This is a genomic window from Marivivens sp. LCG002, assembly GCF_030264275.1.
GTDB lineage: Bacteria > Pseudomonadota > Alphaproteobacteria > Rhodobacterales > Rhodobacteraceae > Marivivens.
The window spans coordinates 45,001-71,174 of record NZ_CP127166.1 but is presented as its reverse complement, the minus strand read 5'-3'; the positions used below and the strand labels follow the sequence as shown (position 1 = coordinate 71,174).

Annotated in this window: 22 protein-coding genes, 1 tRNA gene and 2 rRNA genes (1 of these 25 running past the window's edge); 14 read left to right on the top strand and 11 right to left on the bottom strand. The window is 59.9% G+C overall.

Going from position 1 to position 26,174, the window contains the following annotated elements; all coding sequences use genetic code 11:
* Nucleotides 1-9: 9 nt before the first annotated feature.
* Nucleotides 10-1,041: a LacI family DNA-binding transcriptional regulator gene (locus tag QQG91_RS14840; RefSeq protein ID WP_285772523.1), complete on the bottom strand. Its 1,032-nt coding sequence runs from the start codon at nucleotides 1,039-1,041 to the stop codon at nucleotides 10-12.
* 64 nt (nucleotides 1,042-1,105) lie between these two features.
* Entirely contained in the window at nucleotides 1,106-3,580 is a 2,475-nt protein-coding gene (locus tag QQG91_RS14835; protein WP_285772522.1) for a glycoside hydrolase family 2 protein, read from the bottom strand.
* Between the two features lie 191 nt (nucleotides 3,581-3,771).
* Here QQG91_RS14835 and QQG91_RS14830 point away from each other — a divergent pair, with 191 nt between their 5' ends.
* The 4 genes from QQG91_RS14830 to QQG91_RS14815 all read left to right on the top strand — a co-directional run bounded on the left by QQG91_RS14830 (nucleotide 3,772) and on the right by QQG91_RS14815 (nucleotide 8,782).
* Nucleotides 3,772-4,590, top strand: coding sequence for a sugar phosphate isomerase/epimerase family protein (locus QQG91_RS14830; RefSeq protein WP_285772521.1), 819 nt, complete (start codon nucleotides 3,772-3,774; stop codon nucleotides 4,588-4,590).
* Nucleotides 4,591-6,330 carry a dihydroxyacetone kinase subunit DhaL gene (dhaL, locus tag QQG91_RS14825; protein WP_285772520.1) on the top strand — a complete coding sequence of 580 codons (1,740 nt, stop codon included), beginning with the start codon at nucleotides 4,591-4,593 and terminating at the stop codon, nucleotides 6,328-6,330.
* A gap of 83 nt (nucleotides 6,331-6,413) precedes the next feature.
* Nucleotides 6,414-7,181, top strand: coding sequence for a DeoR/GlpR family DNA-binding transcription regulator (locus QQG91_RS14820; RefSeq protein WP_285772519.1), 768 nt, complete (start codon nucleotides 6,414-6,416; stop codon nucleotides 7,179-7,181).
* Nucleotides 7,178-8,782: a glycerol-3-phosphate dehydrogenase/oxidase gene (locus tag QQG91_RS14815; protein WP_285772518.1), complete on the top strand. Its 1,605-nt coding sequence runs from the start codon at nucleotides 7,178-7,180 to the stop codon at nucleotides 8,780-8,782. The genes QQG91_RS14820 and QQG91_RS14815 overlap by 4 nt, the downstream gene beginning before the upstream one ends.
* Here QQG91_RS14815 and QQG91_RS14810 read toward each other — a convergent pair.
* Nucleotides 8,779-9,468: a YoaK family protein gene (locus QQG91_RS14810; protein ID WP_285772517.1), complete on the bottom strand. Its 690-nt coding sequence runs from the start codon at nucleotides 9,466-9,468 to the stop codon at nucleotides 8,779-8,781. The two genes, QQG91_RS14815 and QQG91_RS14810, sit on opposite strands and share 4 nt — an antisense overlap.
* Before the next feature lie 144 nt (nucleotides 9,469-9,612).
* Here QQG91_RS14810 and QQG91_RS14805 point away from each other — a divergent pair, with 144 nt between their 5' ends.
* From QQG91_RS14805 to QQG91_RS14790, 4 genes are all read left to right on the top strand, one after another.
* On the top strand, nucleotides 9,613-9,828 hold the full coding sequence (locus QQG91_RS14805; RefSeq protein ID WP_285772516.1) for a substrate-binding domain-containing protein: 216 nt from the start codon (nucleotides 9,613-9,615) through the stop codon (nucleotides 9,826-9,828).
* A gap of 173 nt (nucleotides 9,829-10,001) precedes the next feature.
* Entirely contained in the window at nucleotides 10,002-11,507 is a 1,506-nt protein-coding gene (locus QQG91_RS14800) for a fumarate hydratase (protein WP_285772515.1), read from the top strand.
* Between the two features lie 132 nt (nucleotides 11,508-11,639).
* Nucleotides 11,640-12,704 (top strand): MBL fold metallo-hydrolase, encoded by a 1,065-nt coding sequence (locus tag QQG91_RS14795; protein ID WP_285772514.1) that lies wholly within the window; start codon nucleotides 11,640-11,642, stop codon nucleotides 12,702-12,704.
* A 90-nt stretch (nucleotides 12,705-12,794) separates the two neighbouring features.
* Nucleotides 12,795-13,106 carry a hypothetical protein gene (locus QQG91_RS14790; RefSeq protein ID WP_285772513.1) on the top strand — a complete coding sequence of 104 codons (312 nt, stop codon included), beginning with the start codon at nucleotides 12,795-12,797 and terminating at the stop codon, nucleotides 13,104-13,106.
* A 36-nt stretch (nucleotides 13,107-13,142) separates the two neighbouring features.
* On the opposite strand, the gene dmdD is transcribed toward QQG91_RS14790, so the two are convergent.
* Genes dmdD through QQG91_RS14770 form a run of 4 tightly spaced genes read right to left on the bottom strand, consistent with a single transcriptional unit; the run spans nucleotide 13,143 to nucleotide 18,302 of the window.
* Nucleotides 13,143-13,949, bottom strand: a complete 807-nt coding sequence (dmdD, locus tag QQG91_RS14785) for a methylthioacryloyl-CoA hydratase (protein ID WP_285772512.1) — start codon at nucleotides 13,947-13,949, stop codon at nucleotides 13,143-13,145.
* 24 nt (nucleotides 13,950-13,973) lie between these two features.
* The gene (locus tag QQG91_RS14780) at nucleotides 13,974-15,617 is read right to left on the bottom strand and encodes an acyl-CoA dehydrogenase family protein (protein ID WP_285772511.1); all 1,644 of its coding nucleotides are present in this window, start codon (nucleotides 15,615-15,617) and stop codon (nucleotides 13,974-13,976) included.
* A complete protein-coding gene (locus QQG91_RS14775; protein ID WP_285772562.1) occupies nucleotides 15,614-17,191 on the bottom strand; it encodes an AMP-binding protein in 1,578 nt (525 codons plus the stop codon). Before QQG91_RS14775 ends, QQG91_RS14780 begins: the two co-directional genes overlap by 4 nt.
* A 7-nt stretch (nucleotides 17,192-17,198) precedes the next feature.
* A complete protein-coding gene (locus QQG91_RS14770) occupies nucleotides 17,199-18,302 on the bottom strand; it encodes a glycine cleavage T C-terminal barrel domain-containing protein (RefSeq protein WP_285772510.1) in 1,104 nt (367 codons plus the stop codon).
* 111 nt (nucleotides 18,303-18,413) lie between these two features.
* On the opposite strand from QQG91_RS14770, the gene QQG91_RS14765 reads away from it, so the two are divergent.
* A complete protein-coding gene (locus tag QQG91_RS14765; RefSeq protein ID WP_285772509.1) occupies nucleotides 18,414-19,304 on the top strand; it encodes a LysR substrate-binding domain-containing protein in 891 nt (296 codons plus the stop codon).
* A 28-nt stretch (nucleotides 19,305-19,332) separates the two neighbouring features.
* On the opposite strand, the gene QQG91_RS14760 is transcribed toward QQG91_RS14765, so the two are convergent.
* The gene (locus QQG91_RS14760; protein WP_285772508.1) at nucleotides 19,333-20,022 is read right to left on the bottom strand and encodes a GntR family transcriptional regulator; all 690 of its coding nucleotides are present in this window, start codon (nucleotides 20,020-20,022) and stop codon (nucleotides 19,333-19,335) included.
* Nucleotides 20,023-20,275: 253 nt separating this feature from the next.
* Between QQG91_RS14760 and QQG91_RS14755 the strand changes: the two genes are divergently transcribed.
* The 5 genes from QQG91_RS14755 (at nucleotide 20,276) to QQG91_RS14735 (ending at nucleotide 24,957) form a co-directional block, all read left to right on the top strand.
* Entirely contained in the window at nucleotides 20,276-21,250 is a 975-nt protein-coding gene (locus QQG91_RS14755) for an ABC transporter ATP-binding protein (RefSeq protein WP_285772507.1), read from the top strand.
* A 31-nt stretch (nucleotides 21,251-21,281) separates the two neighbouring features.
* Nucleotides 21,282-22,547, top strand: a complete 1,266-nt coding sequence (locus QQG91_RS14750) for an ABC transporter substrate-binding protein (protein WP_285772506.1) — start codon at nucleotides 21,282-21,284, stop codon at nucleotides 22,545-22,547.
* Nucleotides 22,548-22,608: 61 nt separating this feature from the next.
* On the top strand, nucleotides 22,609-23,457 hold the full coding sequence (locus tag QQG91_RS14745; protein ID WP_285772505.1) for an ABC transporter permease: 849 nt from the start codon (nucleotides 22,609-22,611) through the stop codon (nucleotides 23,455-23,457).
* Between the two features lies 1 nt (nucleotide 23,458).
* A complete protein-coding gene (locus QQG91_RS14740) occupies nucleotides 23,459-24,295 on the top strand; it encodes an ABC transporter permease (protein ID WP_285772504.1) in 837 nt (278 codons plus the stop codon).
* Nucleotides 24,295-24,957: an aspartate/glutamate racemase family protein gene (locus tag QQG91_RS14735; protein ID WP_285772503.1), complete on the top strand. Its 663-nt coding sequence runs from the start codon at nucleotides 24,295-24,297 to the stop codon at nucleotides 24,955-24,957. The genes QQG91_RS14740 and QQG91_RS14735 overlap by 1 nt, the downstream gene beginning before the upstream one ends.
* A gap of 122 nt (nucleotides 24,958-25,079) precedes the next feature.
* On the opposite strand, the gene QQG91_RS14730 is transcribed toward QQG91_RS14735, so the two are convergent.
* From QQG91_RS14730 to QQG91_RS14720, 3 genes are all read right to left on the bottom strand, one after another.
* Nucleotides 25,080-25,156, bottom strand: a tRNA-Met gene (locus QQG91_RS14730).
* Between the two features lie 88 nt (nucleotides 25,157-25,244).
* Nucleotides 25,245-25,359 (bottom strand): 5S ribosomal RNA (gene rrf, locus QQG91_RS14725).
* A gap of 81 nt (nucleotides 25,360-25,440) precedes the next feature.
* Nucleotides 25,441-26,174 (bottom strand): 23S ribosomal RNA (locus QQG91_RS14720) (it continues 2,094 nt past the right edge of the window).

The following is a 26,174-nucleotide window of genomic DNA, read 5'->3' as shown; positions in this document are numbered from 1 at the left end:
AAACCTTCATCAAAGCATGTCGGGGACGATCAGGCGCGGATCGAGGAAATGCTGGCCGAAGGTGGGATCGGACGGGTTGCCACGGTCGTTTACCATCATATTCACCAAATCGTGGCAGAGCTGTTGAAGCGGTGTCGAAATGACGGTGGTGACATAGCCGTCCTGAAGCGCGGCGCGGCTCTCGCTCGTCAATTCGTTGACCACGAGTTGGAGCTGTCCCGGCGCACAAGCTTCGCGAACGGCGGCAATCGCGCCCTCCATCCCGCCACCCGCCATATAGATGCCGCGCAGCTTGGGATAACGATCAATGAGATCGCGCACAGCCTCGTAGGTGATCTGTCGCGCTTCGAGGTTGACGATGGTGTCGAGCACGCGAAATTCGGGCGCATTCTCGCGCACGAAGCTGCGGAAGCCGACCTCTCTCAGGTCGTGGCCGTGCCAGCGGTTGCCACCGACGAAAATGGCCAGAGGACCGGGTTCGCACACCCCTCGTGTGAGGGTCCAAGCCGCGACACGGCCCACTTTCATATTGTTGAGACCCAGATAATTACGGCGCACGCCTTGGGCAAAATCGTTGAGCAGAGAATAGGTTAGCACACCTTTTCCGCGAAGGTCCTCGACCACGTTGCTCAGTTTCTGGTGGTTCACCGCAACGCTTGCGATGGCGTCCACCTTTTCCCCGAGGGTTTCGATAAGCTCGGCAAAATGTTCAGGGGTTTGCGAGGTGGCATAGCGGATGATCACGCGGCCCCGCAAATCGGTGCGGGCAGCAACGGCGGCTTCAAGCTCGCGGGCGAATTGCTGATAGAACTCGTGCTTTTCCTTGAGGAGGATAAAGCCGAATTTCATCTCGGGCGCGACGGTGTTGAGACGATGGTTGATGAGGCCGCGCGCATGATAGCCGACCTTATGCGCCGCCTCGGCAATGCGGCGCATCGTATCCTCGCGCACGGTGGATCGGCCGTTGAGGGCACGGTCCACTGTGGTCACGCTCACCCCCGCTTCGCGGGCGACGTCTTTGACTGTCGGTCTGTTGCTCATACCGCAGTTTTGATCACCGCCCGAAAAGCCGCAACGCCTAAATGAGGGTTTCACTCATTTAGCGTCATTTTGCGCCAAGGAATTTCACCTCTTTGACGTTTTTTGGAAGATGCGAGGTGCGCTGGCGCGTCGGCAGGAGGGTTTTCGGCTCGCCCGGAAGGAGGGTGACGCAGTTGTCGCTATAGACGGTGTCGCCGCCATGATCCCACGTGACATAGAGCGCAGGAAGATCGGAGGTCAGCGTCACCGAGCCATCGGCGTTTTCGGTTGCGGTCACTTTGGGGATACCGAAGTCATAGGCCTTGGGACGAAGCGGGAGATAGTAATTCTCGCCCGCGTGGCCGTTCCCTTTCCACTCGAAGACGATGAATTCCTCAGCACCGAGGGTGCCTTGGGGGATGCGGCCGATTTCGATGGCGCGGTCCGTGGGGATCGTCGCCGTGATCGGGGCAAGGTCGCGCATTGCGGTTTTGCCTGCGGTTACGGCACGAATGCGCAGCGAGATGTCTTGGGCCGACGGCGTGTCGTTGATGGCCCAAAGCACGGTGTCGCCCGTTTCGGCATCGGGCTGCGCGGTGACGAGGACATCGGCGAAATAACCCTTGGCCATATAGTGGACGGTTTTCCAGCCGCCGCCGTATTCAAGGCTCGCCCAGCTTGCCACAGGCCATGTGTCGTTGATCTGCCAATAGAGTGTGCCCATGGTGTGCGGCTTGTTTGCGCGCCAGAATTCGATGGCCGTTTTCATCGCAAGGCCGTGGCTCAGCTGGCTCAGATAGACCATATCCTCGAACCCGTCGGGGAAGCGGAAATAGCGGGTGATGGTTTCCACGATACGGGCGTTACCACCGATGTTGCGCTGGTGGACGTCCATCACCTTGGACGAGACGTTGCGATCCTCGGGGAGGGTAAAGGTCTCGATCAAGCGGTTCGAAGGGAAGGACTGGAACCCGAATTCCGAGCAGAAGCGCGGACGGACGGTGCGGTAATGCTCGAAGTCCTTGGCTTCGTGCCAGACCGACCAGAAGTGCATGTCGCCCGAGGTATCGAGGTGCCAGCCGTCGCCGAAGTTGAGCCGCCCGATCGAGGGCGAAGAAGGCCAGAAGGGCACATCGGGGCGTTCGTCATCGACCACCATTTCAAGCGTGTGATTGAGACGGTCATACATGGCGAGATAGCGGTCGCGGTCGGCCTTGGTTTCCTTGAACCAGCTCAGCGCACCGACAAGTTCGTTGTCGCCGCACCAGACCGCGAGGGAGGCGAATTTCGACAGGCGGCGCACCTGTTGCTCGGCTTCGGTTTTCACAAGGCGGAGCCAGTCGCGGTCGTGGCCGGGATAGGCGTTGCAGGCGAACATGAAGTCCTGCCAGACCATGAGGCCCATCTCGTCGCACATGGCATAGAACCAATCGGCCTCGTATTCGCCGCCGCCCCAGATGCGGAGCATGTTCATATTGGCTTCGCGGGCCGACGTCAGAAGATCACGGGTCGTCTCAATGGTATCGCGCGAAGGGAGCGCGTCGGTCGGAATCCAGTTGGCCCCGCGCATGAAAATCTCGCGGCCGTTGACGCGGAAAGCAAAGCGCGCGCCGACCTCGTCCTTGTCGGTGATCAGTTCGACCTGACGCAGACCGAGTTTGAAGCTCCGGCTTTGGGAGCCAAGCGAGACTTTGACGTCATAAAGGGTCTGGGCCCCGTGCCCTGCGGGCCACCAGAGGTCGGGGTTCTCGATGGTAACGGCCACCGTTGCGGCGCCTGTGCCAGGCCAGGCCTTGACCTTGGCCGTTTCGGTCTGGCCGTTGATCTCGAGCGTGAGGGTGTCCTCCATCGGATCGAAGGCGTCGAAATGGGCGGTGACTTCGACCGTTACGGCGTTCGGCTCGTGGGTCTGGCGGACCGAGACGTCATCAAGGCGGAAGGTCTCGACCTCGGACAAGGTCACATCGCCGTAGATCCCGAGCGGGAGGATCGCGATGTTCCAGTCCCAGCCTGCATGACACTGGGTCTTGCGCAGGAAGTTGGTGTAGGGAATGCGGCAGTTGTGCGCGATATAGGGCACTTCGATTTCAGAGGCATTGGCCCGCGCAACGGCTTCGCGGCTGTTCGATGCGAAATGGATCGAGACGGTGTTTTCGCCCGCCCTCAACGCTTCGGTCACGTCAAAGCTATAGCGGATGAACTGGTTCTCGAATTTGCCGATATAGATGCCGTTGACGCGCAGTTCTGCGATGGTGTCGACGCTTTGGAAGGTCATGAAATAGCGACCGTTCCCGAGGCTTTCGAGCGCAAAAGAACGGGTGGCGACCCACTCGGCCTCGTGCACCCAATCAAGCGAAACCTCGGTATCGCGCCAATAGGGATCGGTGATCTTGCCCGCCGCGAGAAGCGCCGAATGCACGTCCCCCGGAACCGCAAAGGTCACTTCTCCTTCGATCGCGGCAGAACTCAGCCGCCATTCGCCCGTCAACTTCATCACAATGCTCCCTGAAATCTTTGAGCGCCTGAAAAGCGCCTCTCCTCGGGCGGCAGTGAGCGTCATGTTGGCGCTATCGTCAAGGTCGGAAATCGAAAAATTCAAGCTAGTATATCAGTTAACCGCTGGTGGCTTGGCTTAAAGCTGGATTAAGCCAAGCTAATGTGAAGATCACTTTGTTTCGGTTTTCCCGCACAGTCAGTTTGACTAGGACTTAGGCTCGGTAATTCAGAGGCGCAAAGCGCGAGGGAGGTCAAATGCAGCTTGGACTTGGAAGCTATGCCTATCGGTGGTCGATCGGGATCAAGGATCAGGTGCCCGCACAGCCGTTGACCGCCTTTGACCTTTTGGATCGTGCCGAGGCGATGGGTCTTTCGATGGTGCAATATGCGGATAACATGCCGCTGCATAAGTATTCCGAGGCGGATCATCATCGGCTCTATGAGGTGGCGCAGGACAAAGGGCTTTACCTTGAACTCGGGACCCAGTGTTTCAATGCCGAAGAGGTCGACAATTATATCGAGATCGGCAAGCGGCTGCATTCCAAGATCCTGCGGGTGGCATTGGACGAGGCGGACAGCCATGTGCCTGTGCCCGAGCTTGCGGAGCAGCTTCGCCCCCGTGTGGAGCGGGCGCGCGAAGCGGGGATGAAGATCGCCATCGAAAACCACTTCAACTATCCCAGCCCGCGTATGGTCGAGCTTTTGGATGCCGTGAACGACGATCATCTCGGCGTTTGTCTCGATGTGGCGAATTCGATCTGTGCGAATGAATGGCCCGAGGAAACAATCACCATGCTCGCGCCCTATACGATCAACCTGCATCTCAAGGACTATGAGATCACGCCAGATGTTTACGGTGTGGGGTTCCGCATCCACGGGGTGCCCTTGGGTCAGGGCCGCGCGCCGATTGCGTGGATTCTGGATCAGCTCAAGCACCGCCCCAAGGATATGAGCGTGATTTTGGAGCATTGGCTTATGCTGGATCAGGAGGGTCTGGCGGCCACGATTGCCAAGGAACAACCGTGGCTCGACCAGACTGTCGCCGCCGCCAAACGCTTTGTGGAGGGACGCTGAATGACCGAAGATATCCGCACCAAGAAGCTGATCAACGCGCCCGAAGACATCATCACCCATGCGCTTGAGGGGATGATTTCGGCGCACCCCGATTTGCTGACCATCGAAGGGGCGACGGGCCGCGCTGTGGTGGCCAAGGATGGCCCGCGCGACGGCAAGGTCGGGATCATCATCGGCGGCGGCTCGGGGCATGAGCCGGCCTTTGCGGGTTATGTCGGGCGCGGTCTTGCGGATGCGGCAGCGGTCGGGAACGTCTTTGCCTCGCCCTCTCCCGAGCAGATCATGGATGCGGCGCGCGCGGCGGATGGGGGCGCGGGCGTCATGTTCCTTTATGGGAATTACACGGGCGATGTGATGAATTTCGACATGGCCGCCGAGGAATGCGAGGGGATGGGTATCCCCACCCGCTCGGTGCAAGTGACGGACGATGTCGCCTCGGCCCCCAAGGGGCGAGAGGACGAGAGGCGCGGGATTGCGGGCGACTTTTTCGTTTTCAAGATCGCGGGGGCTGCGGCCGAACATGGTCGTTCGCTTGAGGACTGTTATGCCGCTGCGCTCCATGCCAACGACAATTGCCGCTCGATGGGGGTTGCGTTGACCGCCTGTTCGATGCCGCAGACGGGCAAGCTCAATTTCGAGATCGGCCATGACGAAATGGAAATCGGCATGGGTGTGCATGGCGAGCCGGGGATGCGGCGCGGCAAGCTCGAAACCGCCGACAATGTGACAGACGAGCTGATGGGCGCGATGCTGGCCGATATGCCCTTGGGCGCGGGGGACGAGGTTGCGGTGCTGGTCAACGGGCTTGGGGCCACGGGACCGCTCGAGCTTTATATCATCCATCGCCGTGTGGCGCAGATCCTTGGGGAGCGCGGCGTCAAAATCCACCATTCGTGGGTCGGGGAATATTGTACCTCGCTTGAAATGGCGGGGGCTTCGGTAACGCTGCTACGACTTGATGACGATCTCAAGCTGCTTCTCGATACGCCGTGCCGCACGCCCGCGCTCACCGTTGCGGGGGCGCTGGAACCCAAGGGCACGCGTTCCGCGCGGCATCATGCGGGCGAGGCCGCCAGCGCGGCCGTGGATCGCGCAACGCTGAAAACCGAAGGCAGCGTCACGCCCGCGGGCTTTACCGCGATGATGCTGGCCGCTGCCGATGCGATCCGCGCCAACCGTGACTGGCTGTCGGAGCTGGATGGGGTCATCGGGGATGGCGACCACGGGGTGACGATGGATATCGGCTGGACCGCTGTGCGCAAAGAACTTGCAGCCCTTGGGGATGCAACGATTGCAGAGATCAGCGAGCGCATGGCCAAGGCCTTTCTTGATGCGGTCGGCGCATCTTCGGGGCCGCTCTATGCCTCGGCCTTCCGCGCGGCAGGCAAAGCGGTTTCGGATCGGCTCAACCTTGATGCTGCCGCAATGGTCGCTTGGGTCGAGGGGCTCTGTGACGGGATTTTGTCGCGCGGCGGCGCATCGGTCGGGGACAAGACTATGATCGATGCTTGGGTGCCTGCAGTGAATGCGGCCAAAGAGGCCTTGGCCAAGGGCGCGGACGTCAAAGGCTGCCTTGAGGCCGCAACGACGGGCGCGAAAGAGGGCCGTGATTACACCGCCACCATCGAGAGCAAGCGGGGGCGGTCGGCCAAGCTCGGTCAGCGGTCCATCGGGCATATGGACCCCGGTGCAGCGTCGGCCCATGTGATGCTTGAAGCTTTCACAAAGGCGGCACCGTAACCGTCTAGGGCACTTTCGCCACTTGTAACACAGTTGGATGTTAAGTTATCACATATTGGAGTGATAACTTATCGGATTCGACCGTGACACCCTTTGAGCGCCGCAAAGCCATTGCCGATTACGTCCTTGCCCATGGCGAGGTGCGGATCGACACGCTGACCGAGGAATTCGGCGTCTCGCGGATGACCATCCACCGCGTGATCGACGAGTTGTCGCGGCAGGGGGTGATCCGCAAGCTACACGGATCGGTAAGCGCACAGCCCTCTGCGGTCTATGAGGCGCTCTTTGCCTTTCGAGAGGCACAGGGGACAGAGGCCAAGGCCGCCCTCACCCGCGCCGCACTTGCCCATATCGAGGCGGGGCAGTCGTTGATGATCGACGACAGCACCACCTGTCAGCCGCTGGGAGCGATGCTGGCCGAACGCGCACCCATTCACGTGGTGAGCAACAGCCTCGGGCTTGCCAATATGCTTGCAGGGGTCGAGGGCGTTTCGTTTCTCTCGACGGGCGGGGATTATCATCCGACCTATAACGCCTTTATCGGCCATGTCTGTGAACGGGCGCTCGATGCACTTCGGGTGTATAGCTTTGTCTGTTCGGCCTCGGCGGTTCAGGACGGGGTCGCACTTATCCATGATGCAGGACTGACGCGGATCAAACAGGCGATGTTCCGCGCTGCCGAAAAGCGCATCCTGCTCGTGCATTCGGACAAATTCAACAAACGGGCGCTGCACGCTTTTGCGGAGCTTAGCGCCTTTGACCATGTGATAACGGACGACGCCCTTGATCCTGCGACCGCAGAGTTCCTGATCGCTTCGGGCGTGACGTTGGAAAGAGTGACTTTGACATGACCAAAGATATCGACGTTCTGATCATCGGCGCGGGGATCAACGGGGCGGGGCTGTTCCGTGATCTGGCCGAACAAGGTGTGTCCTCCGCCATCGTGGACAAGGGCGATTTCGGCTCGGGCACTTCGGCCGCCCCATCGCGGATGATCCACGGCGGGCTTAAATACCTTGAAACGGGGGAATTCGGGCTGGTCGCGCAATCGACCTATGAGCGGAACCTGTTGCTCAAGAACGCGCCGCATCTGATCAAACCGCTGGAAACGATGATCCCGATGTTTTCGTGGCTCAAGGGGATACCCGCCGCGCTGCGCACCCTCTTCGGGTCGAAAACGGCGGCGCGGAGCCGTGGGGCGCTGCTCATCGAGGTGGGGCTCTTCATCTATGACTTTTTCGGATCGCGCGCGCGGGTCATGCCGCGTCACAGCTTTTGGACTAAGGCGCGGGCCAAGCGGGAATTGCCGCTGATCACCGACCGGATCGTTGCGATGGGGTCCTATTTCGACGCGCGGGTCACAGCCCCCGAGCGGCTTGTGCTCGAACTCGTCAAGGACGGCTGCGCGGCGCATTCGGACGCCATTGCGCTCAATTATGCGAACGTCACGGGTCAGGAAGGCGGCGTGGTCACGGTCGAGAGCGCGGCGGGCGTGCAATCCTTCCGTCCCAAGATCGTGGTGAATGCCGCCGGCCCTTGGATCGACCGCGTGAACGGCGTTCTTGGCTCTGAAAGCAAGTTCATCGGCGGCACCAAAGGATCGCATGTGGTGCTCGATCATCCACAGCTTCGCGAGATGCTGAATGGGCGCATGATCTATTTCGAAACCAACGAGGGGCGCATCTGTCTGGCCTATGAATACGAGGGGCGCGTGATGCTCGGGACCTCGGACATTCGGGCGGACAACCCCGACGAAGTGGCCTGTCAGGACGACGAGATCGAGTATTTCTTCGATGTGCTGCGCAATGTTTTCCCCGAACTTCCCTTGGATCGCAGCCAGATCGTCTATGCCTATTCGGGGATACGGCCCCTGCCCGCCTCGGACGGGCTTGCCGTCGGGTTGATCAGTCGCGACCACTCGGTGCCCGTGATCGCGGCCACAGCCGAGCGGCCCTTTGACATCCTTTCGCTTGTCGGGGGGAAATGGACGACCTTTCGCGGGTTTGCCGAAGAAGTGGCCGATGATGTGCTCGGGCGGCTTGAACGGACGCGCCGCGTTTCGACATCCGAGCTGCCCATCGGGGGCGGACGCGGGTTTTCAGAGGCGGTCACCCAAACGTCCGGCCGCGCCCGCGAACTCGTCGAGCGCTATGGCGCCACGGGGCTCGAGATTGCCAAGGTCGAAGCGGAGGGCGGCGAGAGGATCACCGATCTTGCCTCGACCTCGCGGGCCGAGATCGAGTGGATTTGCGACAACGAGCGGGTCGTGCATCTGGCCGACATCGTCATCCGCCGCACGCTTGTTGCGGTGCGGGGTGAGTTGACCAATGCCGCGCTCACCGAGATTGCGCAGATCGCGGCGCGGGTGCTGGGATGGTCTGCCGACCGCACGCAGGAAGAGCTTTCCAAGACGCACGCTATGCTGGTGGGCAAACACCGTATGCGGCTCTAATCCCGCAGAAGTAGCGTCGGAAGGGCGATGAAGACGAGCATCGCCCCCGAAATCACGAAGAGCCAGTTCGAGACCCACAGATAGCCGAACACCCCGCCGAGGCCACCGAGGGCAAAGCTGAAAAGCGTAAGGCTGTGGAGCTTGAATTTCGCCATCGTGTCGGACCGATCCTGTCCCCGCCCCATCAGCGCGGCAATCTCGATCCCCAGATCCGTCGCCATGCCAGAGGCATGGGTGGTGCGCACGCGGGCTTTGGAAATCATGGTGGTCATTGCGTTCTGAAGCCCCATGACAAAGCTGAGCACGATGACGAGATGGGTTTCCTCTGCCCAAGCGGGACCGATGAGAAAGGCCGCGCCGAGCGCGATCAGGATAGCAGCTTCCATCGCAGTGACCCAGCCGTAGATGCTCCGCACACCGCGCGCTTCGCCCGTTTGAATGACCAAAGCGGCAAAGGTCGCCCCGATGATAAAGGTCAGCACCAACCCTGCAAAGGACAGCGCAAGGATGGTGTCACGGTCGGCCAGATGCTCGACGAACATCGAGATATTGCCCGTCATATTCGCCGTGAACGATCCCGCGATGAGGAACCCGACCGCGTTGAGAGCGCCCGCGATGAACGACATCCATCCCGCAAGCATGAGATCCATCTGAAGCGACCGCTCGTGGCCCACCCGTATAAGCACGATGATCCTCGTTGTCCGTTACGGGTGGATACTAGGGCCAGCAGCTTTGCCGAGTAAAGCGTTGCTTTTATTGCCTTAGCATTGCCTTCCACTCGGACGCATAGGCAATGAGGCGTTGTCCGTCCGTTACAGGGACACGTTCGGTTGCTGGGGCTAAGGGTGCCCGAAGACATTGCGGTGGTCGGTTATGACAACAACACGCTTGCCGCTCTCGAGATGATCAACCTGAGCAGTATCGACCAGAACACCGAGTCGCTTGCGCGGGCGGCGGTGAGCACGCTTCTGGGCCGTATCGACGGGCGCACCACGGCAGAACACCGCCTGATTACGCCTTGTCTGGTTCGAAGAAACAGTAGTTAGCCCTAACAGTTGCATTCGGTATGCATTTGCATGCCGTAAAAGATTGTCGGCTCTGTCGAAACATGCTTTCTACGCGACATCTTGTGCCACGATTGTGACCACATTGCTGTTACGTCTGGGGTTTGTTGTCGTTACTATCGTCAGCGACCCCGAACCAAGGAAGAGAGCCAACGATGAACATCATCCGCGAAGACGATCTGATCAACTCGATCGCCGAAGCTTTCCAGTATATCTCGTATTATCATCCGCCGGATTTCATCCGCGCGATGGCGGCCGCTTGGGAAGTCGAAGAAAACCCCGGTGCAAAAGCAGCCATGGCCCAGATCCTTGTGAACTCGCGCATGTGTGCGCTTGGTCGCCGTCCGATCTGTCAGGATACGGGCACCGCGAATGTGGCGATCGAGATCGGCGCGGAAGCCCGCATCGACAGCACCCGCCCGCTTCAGGACATCGTCGATGATGCGGTCCGCAAGGCCTATAAGCTCGACACCAACCCGCTTCGGGCCTCGGTCGTGCGCGATCCCTTCGACAGCCGCAAGAACTCGGGCGACAACACCCCCGCCATGCTCACCGTCGATATGGTCGCTGGCGACAAGATCAAGGTTCACGTCTCGGCCAAGGGTGGCGGCTCGGAAAACAAGTCGCGCTTTACCGTTCTGAACCCCTCGGCTTCGGTTGCCGATTGGGTTGTCTCCGAAGTCGAGAAGATGGGCGCCGGCTGGTGTCCGCCCGGTATCCTCGGGATCGGCATCGGCGGCGGCGCGGACAAGGCGATGAAGATGGCCAAGATGTCGCTGAACGACGACATCGACCTTCCTGAAATCCGCCGCCGTGGACCGCAAAACCGCACCGAAGAGCTTCGGATCGAGATTGCGGATCGCGTCAACGCGCTTGGCATCGGGGCACAGGGTCTTGGCGGTATCACTACCGTTCTCGACGTGAAAATCCACTCCTACCCGACCCACGCGGCATCGCTCCCCGTTGGTCTTATCCCGAACTGTGCCGCCACGCGTCACACGCATTTCGTGCTCGACGGCTCGGGTCCTGCGACCTTTACCCCGCCCGACCTCAGCGATTGGCCCGAGATCCTTCTCGATCAGGCCAGCGCACATGCGAAAAAGCTCGACCTCGACGATCTGAACCAAGACGTGCTCGACAGCCTCAAGCCGGGCGATACGCTTCTTGTGTCGGGCACGCTCTATACGGGCCGTGACGCGGCGCACAAGCGGATGACCGATATGCTCAACCGCGGCGAAGAGCTCCCTGTCGATCTCAAGGGCAAGGCGATCTATTACGTCGGTCCCGTTGATGCCGTCGGCGACGAAGTCATCGGGCCTGCAGGTCCGACCACCTCGACCCGTATGGACAAATTCACCGACCAGATCCTTGCCCAGACGGGTCTCAAGGTGATGATCGGCAAAGCCGAGCGCGGTGCAGTGGGCCTTGAAGCCATTGCCAAGCACAAGGCTGCCTATCTCATCGCGGTGGGCGGCGCGGCCTATCTCGTGTCCAAAGCGATCAAGGAAGCGGCTCCGATTGCCTTCCAGGATCTCGGGATGGAAGCGATCTACAAGCTTCGCGTAGAAGACATGCCCGTCACCGTGGCCGTCGATACCCAAGGCAACTCGATCCACAAAACGGGTCCTGCTGCGTGGCGCCGCGAATACGTCAAGGCCTAAGGCCAAAGGCAAAGTTCAGGGAAAGGCCCGACTTCGGTCGGGCTTTTTCGTTTTCTCGGCGCGGCTCTGTTCCAATCGCTGCGATCGGCCCTATCTGTTTGGGATAGTCCAACCAAAAGCATTCCTTTCCCCATGAACCGCCGCGCTTTCTTACGTTCCGCTGCCGCTCTGTGCGGCGTTTCGACCCTCGCAGGAGGCACCACATATACCGTGCGCATGACCAATAACCGCTATTACAACGGCCCCGTTTCCGATCACTTTGATGGCGTGAGGTTTTTCAATCCCGATGGTGCACCGCCCAAGGGCATGGCGGACCTCTGGAAATGGCGCAACGGTCCCAAGCCGCAGGTTTGGCCCGAGACCATCCCCCTCGCCCAGACCGCAAAGCCTGCGGCGCGGGTTTCGGATCTTACCATCACGATGGTGGGCCACGCGACGATGCTGATCCAGAGCCAAGGGATGAACATCCTCACCGATCCCTTCTGGTCGGAGCGCGCTTCGCCCGTTTCCTTTGCGGGCCCCAAGCGGGTGATCAAACCGGGCATCGCGTTTGAAGACCTGCCGCCGATCGACGTGATCCTCTTGTCCCATTGCCATTATGATCACATGGACCTTGCCACGCTCAAGCGCTTGAAGGCCGTTCATGATCCTCTGGTGATCACCCCCCTCGGCAACGACACGATCATCAAGAGCACAGGGCTCAGGACCGAAGTCCTTGATTGGGGACAGAAAACCCGAAACGGCCCGTTCGAGGTGCATTGCGTGCCGTGCCACCACTGGGGCGCGCGCGGCGTGACGGATCGTTCGATGGCGCTCTGGGCCTCTTTCGTTCTGACGGGACCTGACGGCGCTTTGCTTTTCATCGGCGATACGGGCTTCGACAAGGGCCGCCCCTATCGAACGCTGGCCTCCGACTTCGGACGCATCCGCATGGCGCTTCTCCCCATCGGGGCTTATGATCCGCAGTGGTTCATGGCCGACCAGCACCAGAACCCCGCCGAAGCGGTCGAGGGGTTCAAGCTTATGGGGGCGGACTTTGCCATCGGCCACCATTGGGGCACGATCCAACTCACCAACGAAGGACGCGATGATCCGAAAATCGCGCTGGGGCTCGCGCTCGATGCGGAAAACATCGCGCAAGAGCGCTTTCGTGCGCTTGAACCCGCCGAGGTCTGGGCCGTTCCGAAATCGGCCTGACAGGGAAAGCGCTTGACCGATTGACGTCTTTCCCAAGGAATGAAATGACATTCGCAACTCCTGCAAAGCGCTGAATCTCACGAGGTCAAAATGCGTAAATCTGCAATAGCATTCGTCGGCTTGACGGTCTTGGCAAGCTGCATGGGCTTTGGCGATAAATACAAATATGACGGCCCTGCAACGGCCACCGAGCAGCAATTCGCCAAGGTGTTCTATAGCTGCGCCCAAGACACAAGCAGCCCCGTCACCGTTGGGGGCCTCTCGCGCATGGGCGTGAACTATCGCGAGGAATCGCTTCCTTCCTGCGGAATGCTCAAGGCTTGTTTGCGCAGCAAAGGCTATTTTCAGGACAAAGAAGGCCGCTTTGACACCAAGGACTATGCCGTCAAATGCGCCGACTAGGGCAAAGGCGGCCTTTGGGCCGCCTTTGGTGCTGACCTAGCTGTTGGGTCTCACCCGCGCAGCGGATTTGTCGGCAAAGGCCGCAAGACGCGAACGCGCATCGGGCTGGGTGTTGACGACACCCGCAAGGACTGCCTCGGCATAGGCGGCGTCCAGAGCGGACATGTTCTGCATATGGCTGATACCCGAGCAGATGGCAAAGTTGGTCAGCGGTAGGTTCTGCGCCGCCTTGCGCGCCAGCTCCATCGCCTTATCAAGGCTCGACCCTTCGACGCGGTATTGCGCAAGGCCGAGATCGACGGCCTCCTGCCCCTGATAGACCCGCCCCGTGAGCATCATGTCGATCATCCGTGCTTTACCGACGAGATCGGCAACGCGGATCGTGGCCCCGCCCCCTGTAAAGAGACCGCGCTGTCCTTCGGGGAGCGCGAAATAGGTGCTTTCGTCCATCACGCGGACATGGGCCGCACTGGCAAGCTCCAGCCCGCCGCCGACGACCGCCCCTTTGAGAGCGGCAATCACGGGAACGCCGCCGTATTCCATCTTGTTGAAAGCCTCATGCCAGCGCAGGCACAGATGCATGAACTCGGCGGGGCTGCGGTCGGCATCATGATGCTCGACAAGATCGAGACCCGCACAGAAATGATCCCCTGCCCCCGCAAGCACGACCGCACGGATTCCCGCGCGCGGGGCGGTCGAGAAAAACTCGACCAGCTCTTCGATCGATTGGGCATCGAGCGCGTTGCGCTTGTTGGGGCGGTTCAGAGTGACCACCCAGACGCCGTCGTCATGCGCCACGAGATCAAGGTTCCGGAAGCGGGCGGGGTCGATTTGAACGGTCATTGGATCGGTCCTTTCGTCAGAGTGTCAAAGTCCGGCTGTTGCACGCGCGCGCAGCAATCCGGTCTCCGGCAGAATGTGATGGATGTAAAACCGCGCCGTGGCGATCTTGTCGATAAGGAAGGGGCTGTTTGCCTCTCCGGCCGCAAGGTAGGCGCGGGCCATCTGCCAGCCCGCAACCAGATTGCCCGCCAGCATGAGATAGGGAACAGCCGCGCCAAAGGCCTCATTGGGTCCCGCCTGCAAAAGATGCGCAACAGTGCTTTGGAAATCCTCGCGTGCTTCGGCCAGACGGTCGGCCATCGCTTGCGCCTCTGCCCCGCCATTGCGCAGCTCGGCTTCGGTCGCGGCGATCATCCCCGCAAGACGGGTCGCAGTGGCGCCTTGATCACGGAGCGTTTTGCGGCCCAGAAGATCGTTGGCCTGAATAGCGGTCGTGCCTTCATAGATCGGCAAAATCCGCGCATCGCGATAATGCTGGGCGGCGCCCGTTTCCTCGATAAAGCCCATGCCGCCATGGATCTGCACCCCGAGCGATGTGACCTCGAGCGACTTTTCGGTGCAAAAGCCTTTGACCAGCGGGACCATAAACTCGGCCAGCGTGGTTTCGCCCCTGTCCTGAAGACCAGCGGTATAGGCCGCAAGGGACCGTCCGCCTTGGGTCAAGGCCCGCATCTGCATCAGCATGCGGCGCACATCGGGGTGATGGGCGATGGTGACGGCGGTATTGGCGCTCCCGTCGACGGGGCGTCCTTGAACACGGGTCTCGGCATAGGCAAGCGCCTGTTGATAGGCGCGTTCGGAAATCGCGTTGCCTTGCACACCGACCGCAAAACGGGCGGCGTTCATCATGGTGAACATATACTCAAGACCCGCGTTTTCGCGGCCGATGAGAAACCCCGTCGCGCCCTCGTATTCAAGAACACAGGTCGGGCTCGCGCGGACGCCGAGCTTGTGCTCGATGCTTTGGCAGCGAATGGCGTTACGGGTGCCGTCCAAGAGAACCTTGGGCACCACGAAAAGACTGATCCCCTTGATGCCCTCGGGCGCATCGGGCGTGCGCGCAAGAACGAGATGAATGATGTTGTCGGACAGATCATGCTCACCATAGGTGATGAAAATCTTGGTGCCCGTGATGCGATAGGTCCCATCCGCCTGTGCCTCGGCGCGGGCACGCAAGAGCGCAAGATCGCTGCCCGCCTGCGGTTCGGTCAGGTTCATCGTCCCCGTCCAGCGACCCGAAACCAGATCGGGAAGATAGCGCGCCTTGATCTCGTCCGAGCCGAAGTGGTTCAACGCCTCGATAGCCCCGTCGGTGAGCAAAGGACAAAGCGCAAAGCTCATATTGGCGGCGTTCAGAATTTCGCCCGCCGCCGCACCGACCGCTCTGGGCAAACCCTGTCCGCCGAATTCGGACGGATGGACCAGCCCCTGCCATTCCATCTCGATGAATTTGGCATAGGCCTCGCGGAACCCTTTGGGCGTCTTCACCTGCCCCGCTTCGCAGTGCGAACTCTCGCGGTCTCCGGACGCGTTGAGCGGGGCGATCTCTTCGGCGCAAAAACGCCCGAATTCGCCAAGAACGGCTGCGGTGACATCAGGATCTTCGTCGCTGCCGGCGATGGCGGCGATGTTGAACAAAAGATCGTCCAGAGGGGCTTCAAAGGTCACGTTTGCTCTCCCATGTCTCGTGCCGCCTGACGAAGCACAAATTTCTGGATCTTGCCAGTGGCGGTTTTGGGCAGGGGACCAAAGACCACGGTCTTGGGCGCCTTGAAATGGGCGATCCGCTCGCGGCAGAACCCGATGATTTCCGCCTCGGTCGGTGCAGCGCCCTCGCGCAGTTCGACAAAGGCGCAGGGGCTTTCGCCCCATCTCGCATGGGGGCGCGCGACAACCGCAGCGGCCTGAACCGCGGGGTGGCGATAAAGCACCGCTTCCACTTCGACGGACGAGATATTCTCGCCGCCCGAGATGATCACGTCCTTGAGACGGTCGCGGATCTGGATGTAACCGTCGGGATGCACGACCGCCGCATCCCCCGACCAGAACCAGCCTCCGTCAAAGGCTTGGGCCGTGGCGGCCTCGTCCTTGTAATAGCCTTTCATGACGGTGTTGCCGCGAATGGCGATCTCGCCTTGGGTCAGCCCGTCTTGCGGCACATCCTGCCCGCTGCTGCGATCGACCACGCGGATATCCTCGACCATCGGGAAGGCAACGCCCTGCTGGGCCTGACGCTCGGCGCGGGCCTCGGGGGAAAGCGTCTCCCATTCCTCCTGCCAAAGACACTGTGCGATATGCCCATAGGTTTCGGTCAGACCATAGACCTGCATCACCTCCATGCCGAGGAGCGCCGCTTTTTCAAGAACGGAAGGCGGCGGCGGAGCCCCTGCGGTCAGAACCTTGACGACAGGAGAGAACCGCTCTTGCGCCTGCTCGCACAGCATTTGCAACACGATCGGCGCGGCGCCGAAATGCGTGACCTTGTGCATTGCTATGGCGGCCAGAAGGTTCGCGGGTGTCGCCTCTCGCACAAAGATCATATGCGCGCCGACGATGGCCATCGCCCAAGGATGGTTCCAGCCGTTGCAATGGAACATTGGCACGACCGACAGATAGGTCGGATGCGGCGGCAATGCCCAGCCCGCGACCGATCCCATCGCCATAAGATAGGCCCCGCGGTGATGATAAATCACGCCCTTGGGCTTGCCCGATGTGCCCGAGGTATAATTGAGCGCAAGCGCCTGTCCCTCGTCCTTGGGAAGGGTCCAGTCCATCGGCTCAAGCGCGGCCAGCGTCTCGTAATCATCGAACCCCAGAACGGGCAAATCGCGCCCCAGATGCGCCAAAGCATCGTTCAGCAACGCGCGGAGCGTCGGATCGACGATGACCATCACCGCGTCCGAATGCCCGAGGATATAGGCCACGGTCTCGGGGTCGAGGCGCGTGTTGATGGCATTGAGCACTGCGCCCGCCAAGGGCACTGCGTAGTGCAATTCAAAGAGCTCGGGCCCATTGGGCGCAAGAACCGCGACCGTATCCCCGATCCCGACACCGCGCGCCGCAAGCCCTGCCGCTACCGCACGGCAACGACGCCCGACCTCGCTCCAACTGCGCGTGGTCTCGCCGCAGGTGGTGGCGGGGCGAGCGGCGTAAACCCTCTCGGCCCGCTTGAGAAAGGACAGCGGCGAAAGAGCCACATGGTTGGCATCCTGCCACGAGGGACTTTCGAAATGGGCCCGCATGACGACCTCAGAGGAAGGGCAAGGGGACAAGCCGCGCATCGACGGCGCCCTTGTCGCGTTGCACTTGGACCGTTTCGCCTTCGGGAACGCCCGCATCGATCAGAGCATAGCCGATGTTGGCCTTCATCCTTGGCGACCAGACACAGTTGGTCATCATACCGACGCGCACGCCGTTGCGGGTGATGTCCTCGCGGCGGAACCCCAAAGGCGCGGGCACATCGCCCTCGAGCACCAGCCCCAGTTGGTGACGCTTGACGCCCTCAGCCTTGATCCGGCGCAGAGCGGCGATGCCCACCACATCATCATCGACATCGAGATCGACATATTTGCCCAAGCGCACTTCGAAGGGGTTGGTCATATCATCGGTATCACCGCCCACCGAAACGAGACCGCTTTCGGTCCGCTCTGCCGTTGCCGGTGCACCCGGCCCGATCCCCCAAGGCTGACCTGCTTCCTTGAAGATGTTCCAAAGCTCGGTGCCGCGCGTCCCGTCCTTGAGATAAATCTCGAAGCCGCCCTGTTTGGACCAGCCCGACCGCTGAACCGCGACAGGAATCCCGTTGATCTCGGTTTCCTTGAACCAGAAGTATTTGAGATCGCGCACCCAATCGCCCAGCACATGCGCGACCACGTCTTCTGCCTTGGGGCCCTGAAGCGCCATGGGCGAGACATCAGGCTCGGACACTTCGACATCAAGACCGCGTTCGGCGGCGATCGCACTCGCCCAGAACCAGATGTCGCTGTCGGCGATCGAAAGCCAATAGAGATCGTCGGCCAGCTTGAGCAGGATCGGATCGTTGATGATGGTGCCGCGATGGTTGCACAGGGGCACATATTTGCCCTGCCCCACCTTGCAGGTGGAGAGATCGCGCGGGCTCAGAATCTGGGCAAGACGGCCCGCGTCGGGACCTTTCAATTGCACCTGACGCTCGACCCCGACATCCCATTGCGAGACGCCGTTGATCAGCCGCCAATATTCGCCCTCGGGATCGCCATAGGACGTCGGCATAATCATACGGTTATAGATGCTGGCTGCAGTCATACCCTCTGCCACGGCAGAGGCATAGAACGGCGAAGGGCGCAGACGCGCCGTGGGGAATACTTGGAACATGTGACCTCCCTTGGTTATCACCTGAATGATCACTCTGGCGGGGCGCGGTCAAACGACGTATTCATGGGCATCACCCATACGAAAAGTTATGGCTCTGTTTTGGAGTTTCCGATGAACCTCGATCTGCCCCCTCTGACTTGGCTGCGCGCGTTCGAGGCCTCGGCGCGCACGCTCAGTTTCACCCATGCGGCCGCCGAATTGCACATCACGCAAGCGGCCGTCTCGAAGCATGTAAAGTCACTGGAGCACCATCTTCGCGCACCGCTGTTTCTGCGCCACCCGCGCGGATTGGAGCTTACCAAATCGGGTGCAGCCTATCTGCCAAAGGTGCAGGACGCGCTCCAGCGTCTTGCCATCGGCACGCGCGAGGTGTTCGGCCAGCGCCGCAACAACGCGCTCACTCTGCGCTGTGCCGTTTCCTTTGCAGTGAGCTGGCTGGCACCGCGATTGCCCGATTACCTTGACCGGCATCCGGGGCGGTCAATCCGTCTTCTCTCCTCGGTCTGGAACGAACCCTCCGAGGATCAGGACTTCGATCTCGACATCCAATACGGCACGGGGCATTGGCCCGGCTTCAACAGTCACCGCCTGACGTGGGAGACGATCACGCCGCTCTGTGCGCCGCAGACCCGCCTCGATACGCCTGCCGATCTCGCGGAGCAGCGCTTGCTCCATGTGCTCGGCTATCACGAAGGCTGGGGGATCTGGCTCAAGTCCGCAGGGGTCACAGGCGTCGACGCGGGCTCGGGTCTGCATCTCGATACATCGCTGGCCGCGTTGGAACTGGCCGCCCAAGGGGCGGGCGTGGCTTTGGGCCGCAAATCGCTGGCCGCGCAAAGTTTGGAGTCAGGGCGTCTCGTCGCCCCCTTCGACATCGAGGTTCCCATCGACGAAGCCTTCCACGTCATCATTCCTGCAGGCGGCACGACCCATCCCGAAGCAGATGGCTTTGTGGAGTGGCTTCTTTCGACAGCGCAACAAGCGAACGGAATCCGGTCCTGATCAGACTGGCGCAACAGGGACCAAGACCCTATGACCCCACAAGCGCGTCGCGCAACGTCGTCGGCGTGGCCGTAATGTTGCGCAGATCAAGCGAGGTCATCAGGTCTACAAGATGACTGTTCATCAATTCCTGCGCCCGATCCCCGTCGCGTGCGATGAACGCTTTCATCAAGGCGTGATGCGCGTTGCTTTCACAAAGCGCCGACCGTCTCTGCCAATAGAGCGCAATGATCAGCGATGATCGTGAAATCAGTTGTTGGATAAAGGCCGCGATGGTTTCCTGATCGGCGATTTTCGCAATCTCGATGTGGAATTGCCCCGAAAGATAGAGCGCACGCCCGTGGTCGCCTTTGTGGATCGCCTCATGCTCTGCATCGATATGGGCCTGAAGCGCGGCGATCTGGGCGTCGGTAATCCGAAGCGCCGCCGAATGCGCGGTGCGCGGCTCAAGAAGGGCGCGCGCCTCAAAAACCTCGCGCGCTTCCTTGATCTTGGGCTGGGCGACAAAGGCACCTTTGTTGCGGCGCAACTCCACCAAACGCTGATGCGCGAGAGACTGGAGCGCGGCGCGAACGATGGTTCTGCTGACGCCATAAATCTCGCCAAGCTCGTCTTCACCCAATTTGGTGCCCGGCGCCAACCTGTGCTCATGGATGGCAAGCTCCAGAAGCTCGGACAAGCGGTCGGTGGTCAGGGGGGCGTCTTGCAAATCGGTCATGGTCATTCCTCTGGGATCAAATTGGAACGACACGCACCAAAGGGCAATCGACAAATCTGATTCGAGATTGTTTTCGCAATTGTATACAATTTTGTGCGCACAATTTGAAACATCCCCGACCCAAAGCGCCCAAATTCTGGGCAACGGTGATTTTCGGACGTCGCGGCACTTGGTTTCGATGGCTACCGCCCCGCGGAATCGTTTGTGCTGACCTCATCGACACAAGACCTGCAAACGTCTGGATGGGGTGGAAATGGGTGCTGGATACGATCTCGAACTCGTCAATCTGACGAAGAAATACGGCGAGACACTGGCCGTGGACCGCATCAATTACCATTTCAAACCAGGCTCTTACGTCTGCATCCTAGGGCCTTCGGGCTGCGGTAAATCCTCTACCCTTCGCATGATTGCAGGTCACGAGAGCGTGTCCGATGGCTCGGTCGTTCTCGACGGGTTCGACGTCTCTTATCTCGCGCCCGCCAAACGCGGCACCGCGATGATGTTCCAGAACTATGCGCTCTTTCCGCATCTGTCGGTGCTCGACAACGTCGCCTTTTCCTTGCGGATGAAAGGCATCGACAAGGCCACCCGCCACGCCAAAGCCCGCGAGCTTCTCGAACTGGTCGATATGACGGCCTATGCGGATCGCTTCCCTGCCCAGCTTTCGGGCGGTCAGCAACAGCGCGTGGCGCTGGCCCGCGCCCTTGTCACCCAGCCCAAGGTTCTTTTGCTAGATGAACCCTTGTCCGCGCTTGATCCGTTCCTGCGCATCCGCATGCGATCCGAACTCAAGCGGCTCCAACGCGAACTCGGCATCACCTTTATCCATGTGACCCACGGACAGGACGAAGCGCTCGCCCTCGGCGACGAACTGGTGGTGATGAACAATTCGGTCATCGAACAGGCAGGCCCTGCCCGCGATGTCTGGTCGGCGCCGAAAACCGAATTTGTCGCAAAATTCATGGGCGGCCACAACGTCATTGCGGTCAATGGCACAAAGTTCGCCCTGCGGGCCGATGATGTTCTTCTCTCGGATAGCGGCCTCTCGGCTGTTGTGACTGCGGTTGAATATCAAGGCGGCCATGTCGCTCTGACCGCGCTTACCGAAAACGGCGAAGAGGTTCTCTCGCTCGTGCCCGAGTCCCTCTTTTTCCAATCTCCCAAAAATCCGGGCGACAGCGTGATGCTCGCCTGGAACGAGGGGCGGCTGCACCGCCTCCAATCCTGACCCCCACCTCCAACCGATAGGGAAATACGAAATGTCCAAAATGCGTTATAGCCGTCGTGCCATTCTCAAGGGCGGTGTCGCCGCCGCCGCAAGTGCCGCTCTTCCCGCCCCGATGATCTGGGCCCAAGAGATCAAGGACATCACCCTGCGCCAGTTCGGCACAGGCGTGTCCAACCTCAACGATGTCGCCGCCAAGGTCAAAGAGGACCTCGGTTTCACCCTTGAAATGACGGCGCTTGATTCCGACAGCGTGACCCAGCGCGCCGCCACCCAGCCCGACAGCTTCGACATCGCCGATATCGAATACTGGATCTGCAAAAAAGTCTGGCCGACGGGCAACCTTCAGGCGATGGATACCTCGAAAATCGCCAACTACGACAAGATCGTGGGTATTTTCCGCAACGGCAAACTCACCCCCGAAAGCACAATCGCCCAAGGCACCGCGCCGCATTCCGTCGGCTTTGTAGAAGGTCCGGGCGGCACCTCTTTCGCGTCGGAAGAGACGGGCTGGATGACCCTCATTCCGACCATCTACAACGCCGACACGCTCGGCATCCGCCCCGATCTGATCGGTCGTCCGATCGAAAGCTGGACCGAGCTTTTGAACCCAGAATTCAAGGGCAAAGCCTCGATCCTCGATATCTCGTCGATCGGCATCATGGATATGGCGATGGTCTGCGAATCCATGGGCGAAATCCAGTATGGCGACAAAGGCAACATGACCAAGGAAGAGATCGACGCGACCTTTGCGATCTTTACCGAAGCAAAACGCGCAGGCCAGTTCCGCGCCTTCTGGAAAACCTTTGATGAATCCGTGAACCTTATGGCCTCGGGCGAAGTCGTTATCCAATCCATGTGGTCGCCCGCCATCACGGCGGTGAAATCGCGCGGCATTCCTTGTGTCTATCAGCCGCTCAAAGAAGGCTATCGTTCGTGGGGCGGCGGCCTTGGTCTGTCGGCCAACCTCTCGGGCATGGCGCTCGATGCGGCCTATGAATACATCAACTGGTATCTGTCGGGCTGGGTCGGCGGCTATCTGATGCGTCAGGGGTATTACTCGGCCGTTCCCGAAACCTCCAAGGCCTTCATGTCCGAAAACGAGTGGGGCTATTGGTTCGAAGGCAAACCCGCAACCGACGTCATCACTTCGCCCACCGGCGATGTTCTGGCCCAAGCAGGCGAAACCCGCGACGGCGGCTCCTTCGAGGATCGCATGGGCGCAGTGGCCTGCTGGAACGCCGTCATGGACGAGAACCAGTATATGGTTCGCAAGTGGAACGAATTCATCGCCGCTTGATCGAACACAAAGGGGTGCGCCACGCGGCGCGCCCCTCTCCCCTCACGTTCCGGAGCACCCCATGACCCGCAATCTGATCGGATGGCTACAGGCCGCGCCCCTCGCGCTCGTCCTCTCGGGCTTTCTCGTCGCGCCGATCATCATGATCGTGATCGTGAGCTTCTGGGGCTCGACCGAATATTCGATCTATCCTGCCTTCCAGTTCGACAACTATAGCTATCTTTTCGGATCAAGCGTGGTTTGGCGGGTCTTTGGCGCGACGTTCAAATACGCGGCAATCGTCTGGGTTCTGACGCTCGGCATCGGATTTACCGTCGCCTATTTCCTCGCCTTCCATGTGAAGAGCCTCACATGGCAGATCGCACTCTTTCTGCTCTGCACGATCCCGTTCTGGACCTCGAACATCATCCGCATGATTTCATGGATTCCCTTTTTGGGACGCAACGGCATCGCCAACCAGACACTCATCAGCTGGGGCGTCATCGACGAACCGCTCGAATGGCTCCTCTATTCAGACTTCTCGGTCATTCTTGCCTTTGTGCATCTCTATACGCTCTTCATGGTCGTGCCGATCTTCAACACCATGATGCGCATCGACCATTCGCTGCTCGAAGCCGCACGGGACGCAGGGGCGACGGGTTTCCAAACGCTTGTCAATGTCATCATTCCCCTGACCAAACCGGGGATCATGATCGGAACGATCTTTGTCGTGACGCTTGTCATGGGCGACTTCATCACCGTCCGTTTCATGTCGGGAAGCCAGCGCGCGAATGTGGGGCGGCTGATTTCGAACGACATCGGGCTTTTGCAATATCCCTCGGCCGCCGCAACAGCCGTCGTTCTGCTCTGCACCGTCCTTCTGGTGATCGGCATCCTGCTTCGCTTTGTGAACATCCGAAAGGAACTCTGACATGGAACAAAGACCGCTCAGCTTCTATGTCCTCGCCGCCTTCTTCGCGCTCTTCGTGCTCTTTCTCTACGGGCCGACCATCACAATCGGCATCCTGAGCTTTCAGGGACCCGAGGGCGGGCTAACCTTTCCAATGAACGGGGTCTCTACCTTTTGGTTCCACGACCTCTTCCGCGAACAGGCGGTCGGCGACATCTGGGGCGCATTCCGCCGCTCGTTCGTTCTCGGTCTTATGGTCATGGTTACGACGGTCGTCGTCTCTGTGTCGGCGGGATTGGCCTTTCGCAAAAACTTCAAAGGCTCGGCGATCCTCTTTTATGCGGCGATCACCTCGCTGGTGATCCCGTCGATCCTCATCTCGCTCGGTGTGGGGCTTATCTTCAACCAACTCGGATTCAAGGTGCATTGGGCAACCTCGGGCTTCGGCTCTCAGCTCACATGGACCCTACCCTTCGGTCTTCTGATCATGTTTGCGGTCTTCAACCGCTTCGACAAAAGCTTCGAAGAAGCCGCCCGCGATCAGGGCGCGACGGCATGGCAAACGATCCGTTTTGTGGTGCTGCCCATCATCGCGCCTTCGCTCATCGGCGTTGCCCTCTTCGGCTTTACCCTCTCCTATGACGAATTCGCCCGCACGCTTCTGACCGCAGGGAGTTACAACACCCTCCCGCTCGAGGTGTTCGGGATGACGACCAACGTCACGACCCCCGTGATTTATGCCTTGGGCACTTTGACGACGAGCTTCTCTTTGCTGATCATCCTCGCCTTCCTCTTGCTGGTCTGCGCTATGAACATCCGCCGCGCACGCGCGGGCTCGGATGCAGGAAAGGGCGTGTGATGCGCATCGCCTATATCAACCCGAACGCCACAGAGGCCATGACCGAACGGGTGACAGAGGTGGTCAAGACCCTGAGCGGCACCGATGAGGTGATCGGCTACACGAATGTCGACGGCCCCGCCGCGATTCAAGGACCCGAAGACGGAGAAACCGCGATCAAGGGCGTCCTCGCGCTTGTCGGGACCGCGATAGCCGAAGGCGCGGATGCCATCGTCATCGCCTGCTTCGACGACACAGGGCTCGAAGCCGCCCGCGCGAAATCAACCGTGCCCGTGCTCGGAATCGGTCAAGCCGCTTTCACCATGGCCACCCTGCTCGGCAAACGGTTTTCGGTCGTAACGTCCCTCGCCGTCTCGATCCCTGTTATCGAAAAGAACATTGTTCAGCAGAACTTCGCTGCGTCTTGCCAAAGCGTGCAGGCAAGCCATCTGCCCGTTCTGACGATCGACGAAGGCAGCGCAGAGACGCGCGAAACACTCGCAACGGCGATTCAGAAGACCATGGCCACCGATGGGGTCGACACGATCGTCTTGGGCTGTGCAGGTATGGCGCATCTACGCGATGATCTGCAAAGAAGAACCCAAGGCCTCCTTCTCGACGGGGTCAGAGCCTCCTACGCCCTCGCCCGCGCTTGCGCCGTTTATGCAAACAGCAATCATTAGGCGACGCCGCACGTCACTAAGTCGGAGCCAGCAAGAACTCAAACGCCCTCTCCGAATAGGGAAGCAAACATTCCACGGGCGCTTACTGCGTACGACCTGAGTTTTTTATGCTTTTTAAGACTTGGTTGCGGGAGTAGGATTTGAACCTACGACCTTCAGGTTATGAGCCTGACGAGCTACCGGGCTGCTCCATCCCGCGCCATTTTTAGCTTGGCGCTAAGTTGTTTCCCATCTGGGTTATGTGATGGGATTTGCTATCGTTTAGAGAGAATTTTGGTTCTTACTAGGTCTGGCGGTGACTTACTCTCCCACGTCTTAAGACGCAGTACCATCAGCGCGACGGCACTTAACGGCCGAGTTCGGAAAGGGATCGGGTGTTTTGCTCGTGCTATAGCCACCAGACCGAGAAAGAACCAAGAATTCCAAGTCATGTACACATTGTTGGTGTATGGCTTTTGATTTGCAGCGTTGCTTTTACTGGATCAAATCAAGCCTATCGGACCATTAGTACCGGTCAACTGAACGCATTACTGCGCTTACATCTCCGGCCTATCGACGTGGTGGTCTACCACGGTCCTCAGGGATACCTTGTTTTGAGGGGGGCTTCCCGCTTAGATGCCTTCAGCGGTTATCCTGTCCGATCATAGCTACCCAGCACTGCCGTTGGCACGACAACTGGTCCACCAGTGGATCGTTCACCCCGGTCCTCTCGTACTAGGGGCAACTCCTCTCAAGTATCCTACACCCACGGAAGATAGGGACCGAACTGTCTCACGACGTTCTAAACCCAGCTCACGTACCTCTTTAAATGGCGAACAGCCATACCCTTGGGACCTGCTCCAGCCCCAGGATGAGATGAGCCGACATCGAGGTGCCAAACGATGCCGTCGATATGGACTCTTGGGCATCATCAGCCTGTTATCCCCAGCGTACCTTTTATCCGTTGAGCGATGGCCCTTCCACTCGGGACCACCGGATCACTATGGCCGACTTTCGTCTCTGCTCGACTTGTCAGTCTTGCAGTCAGGCTGGCTTCTGCCATTGCACTCAACGAGCGATTTCCGACCGCTCTGAGCCAACCTTCGCGCGCCTCCGTTACTGTTTAGGAGGCGACCGCCCCAGTCAAACTACCCACCACGCAGGGTCCCGGACCCGGATAACGGGCCGCGGTTAGACATCAAGCAGAGCAAGGGTGGTATCTCAAGGGAGGCTCCACA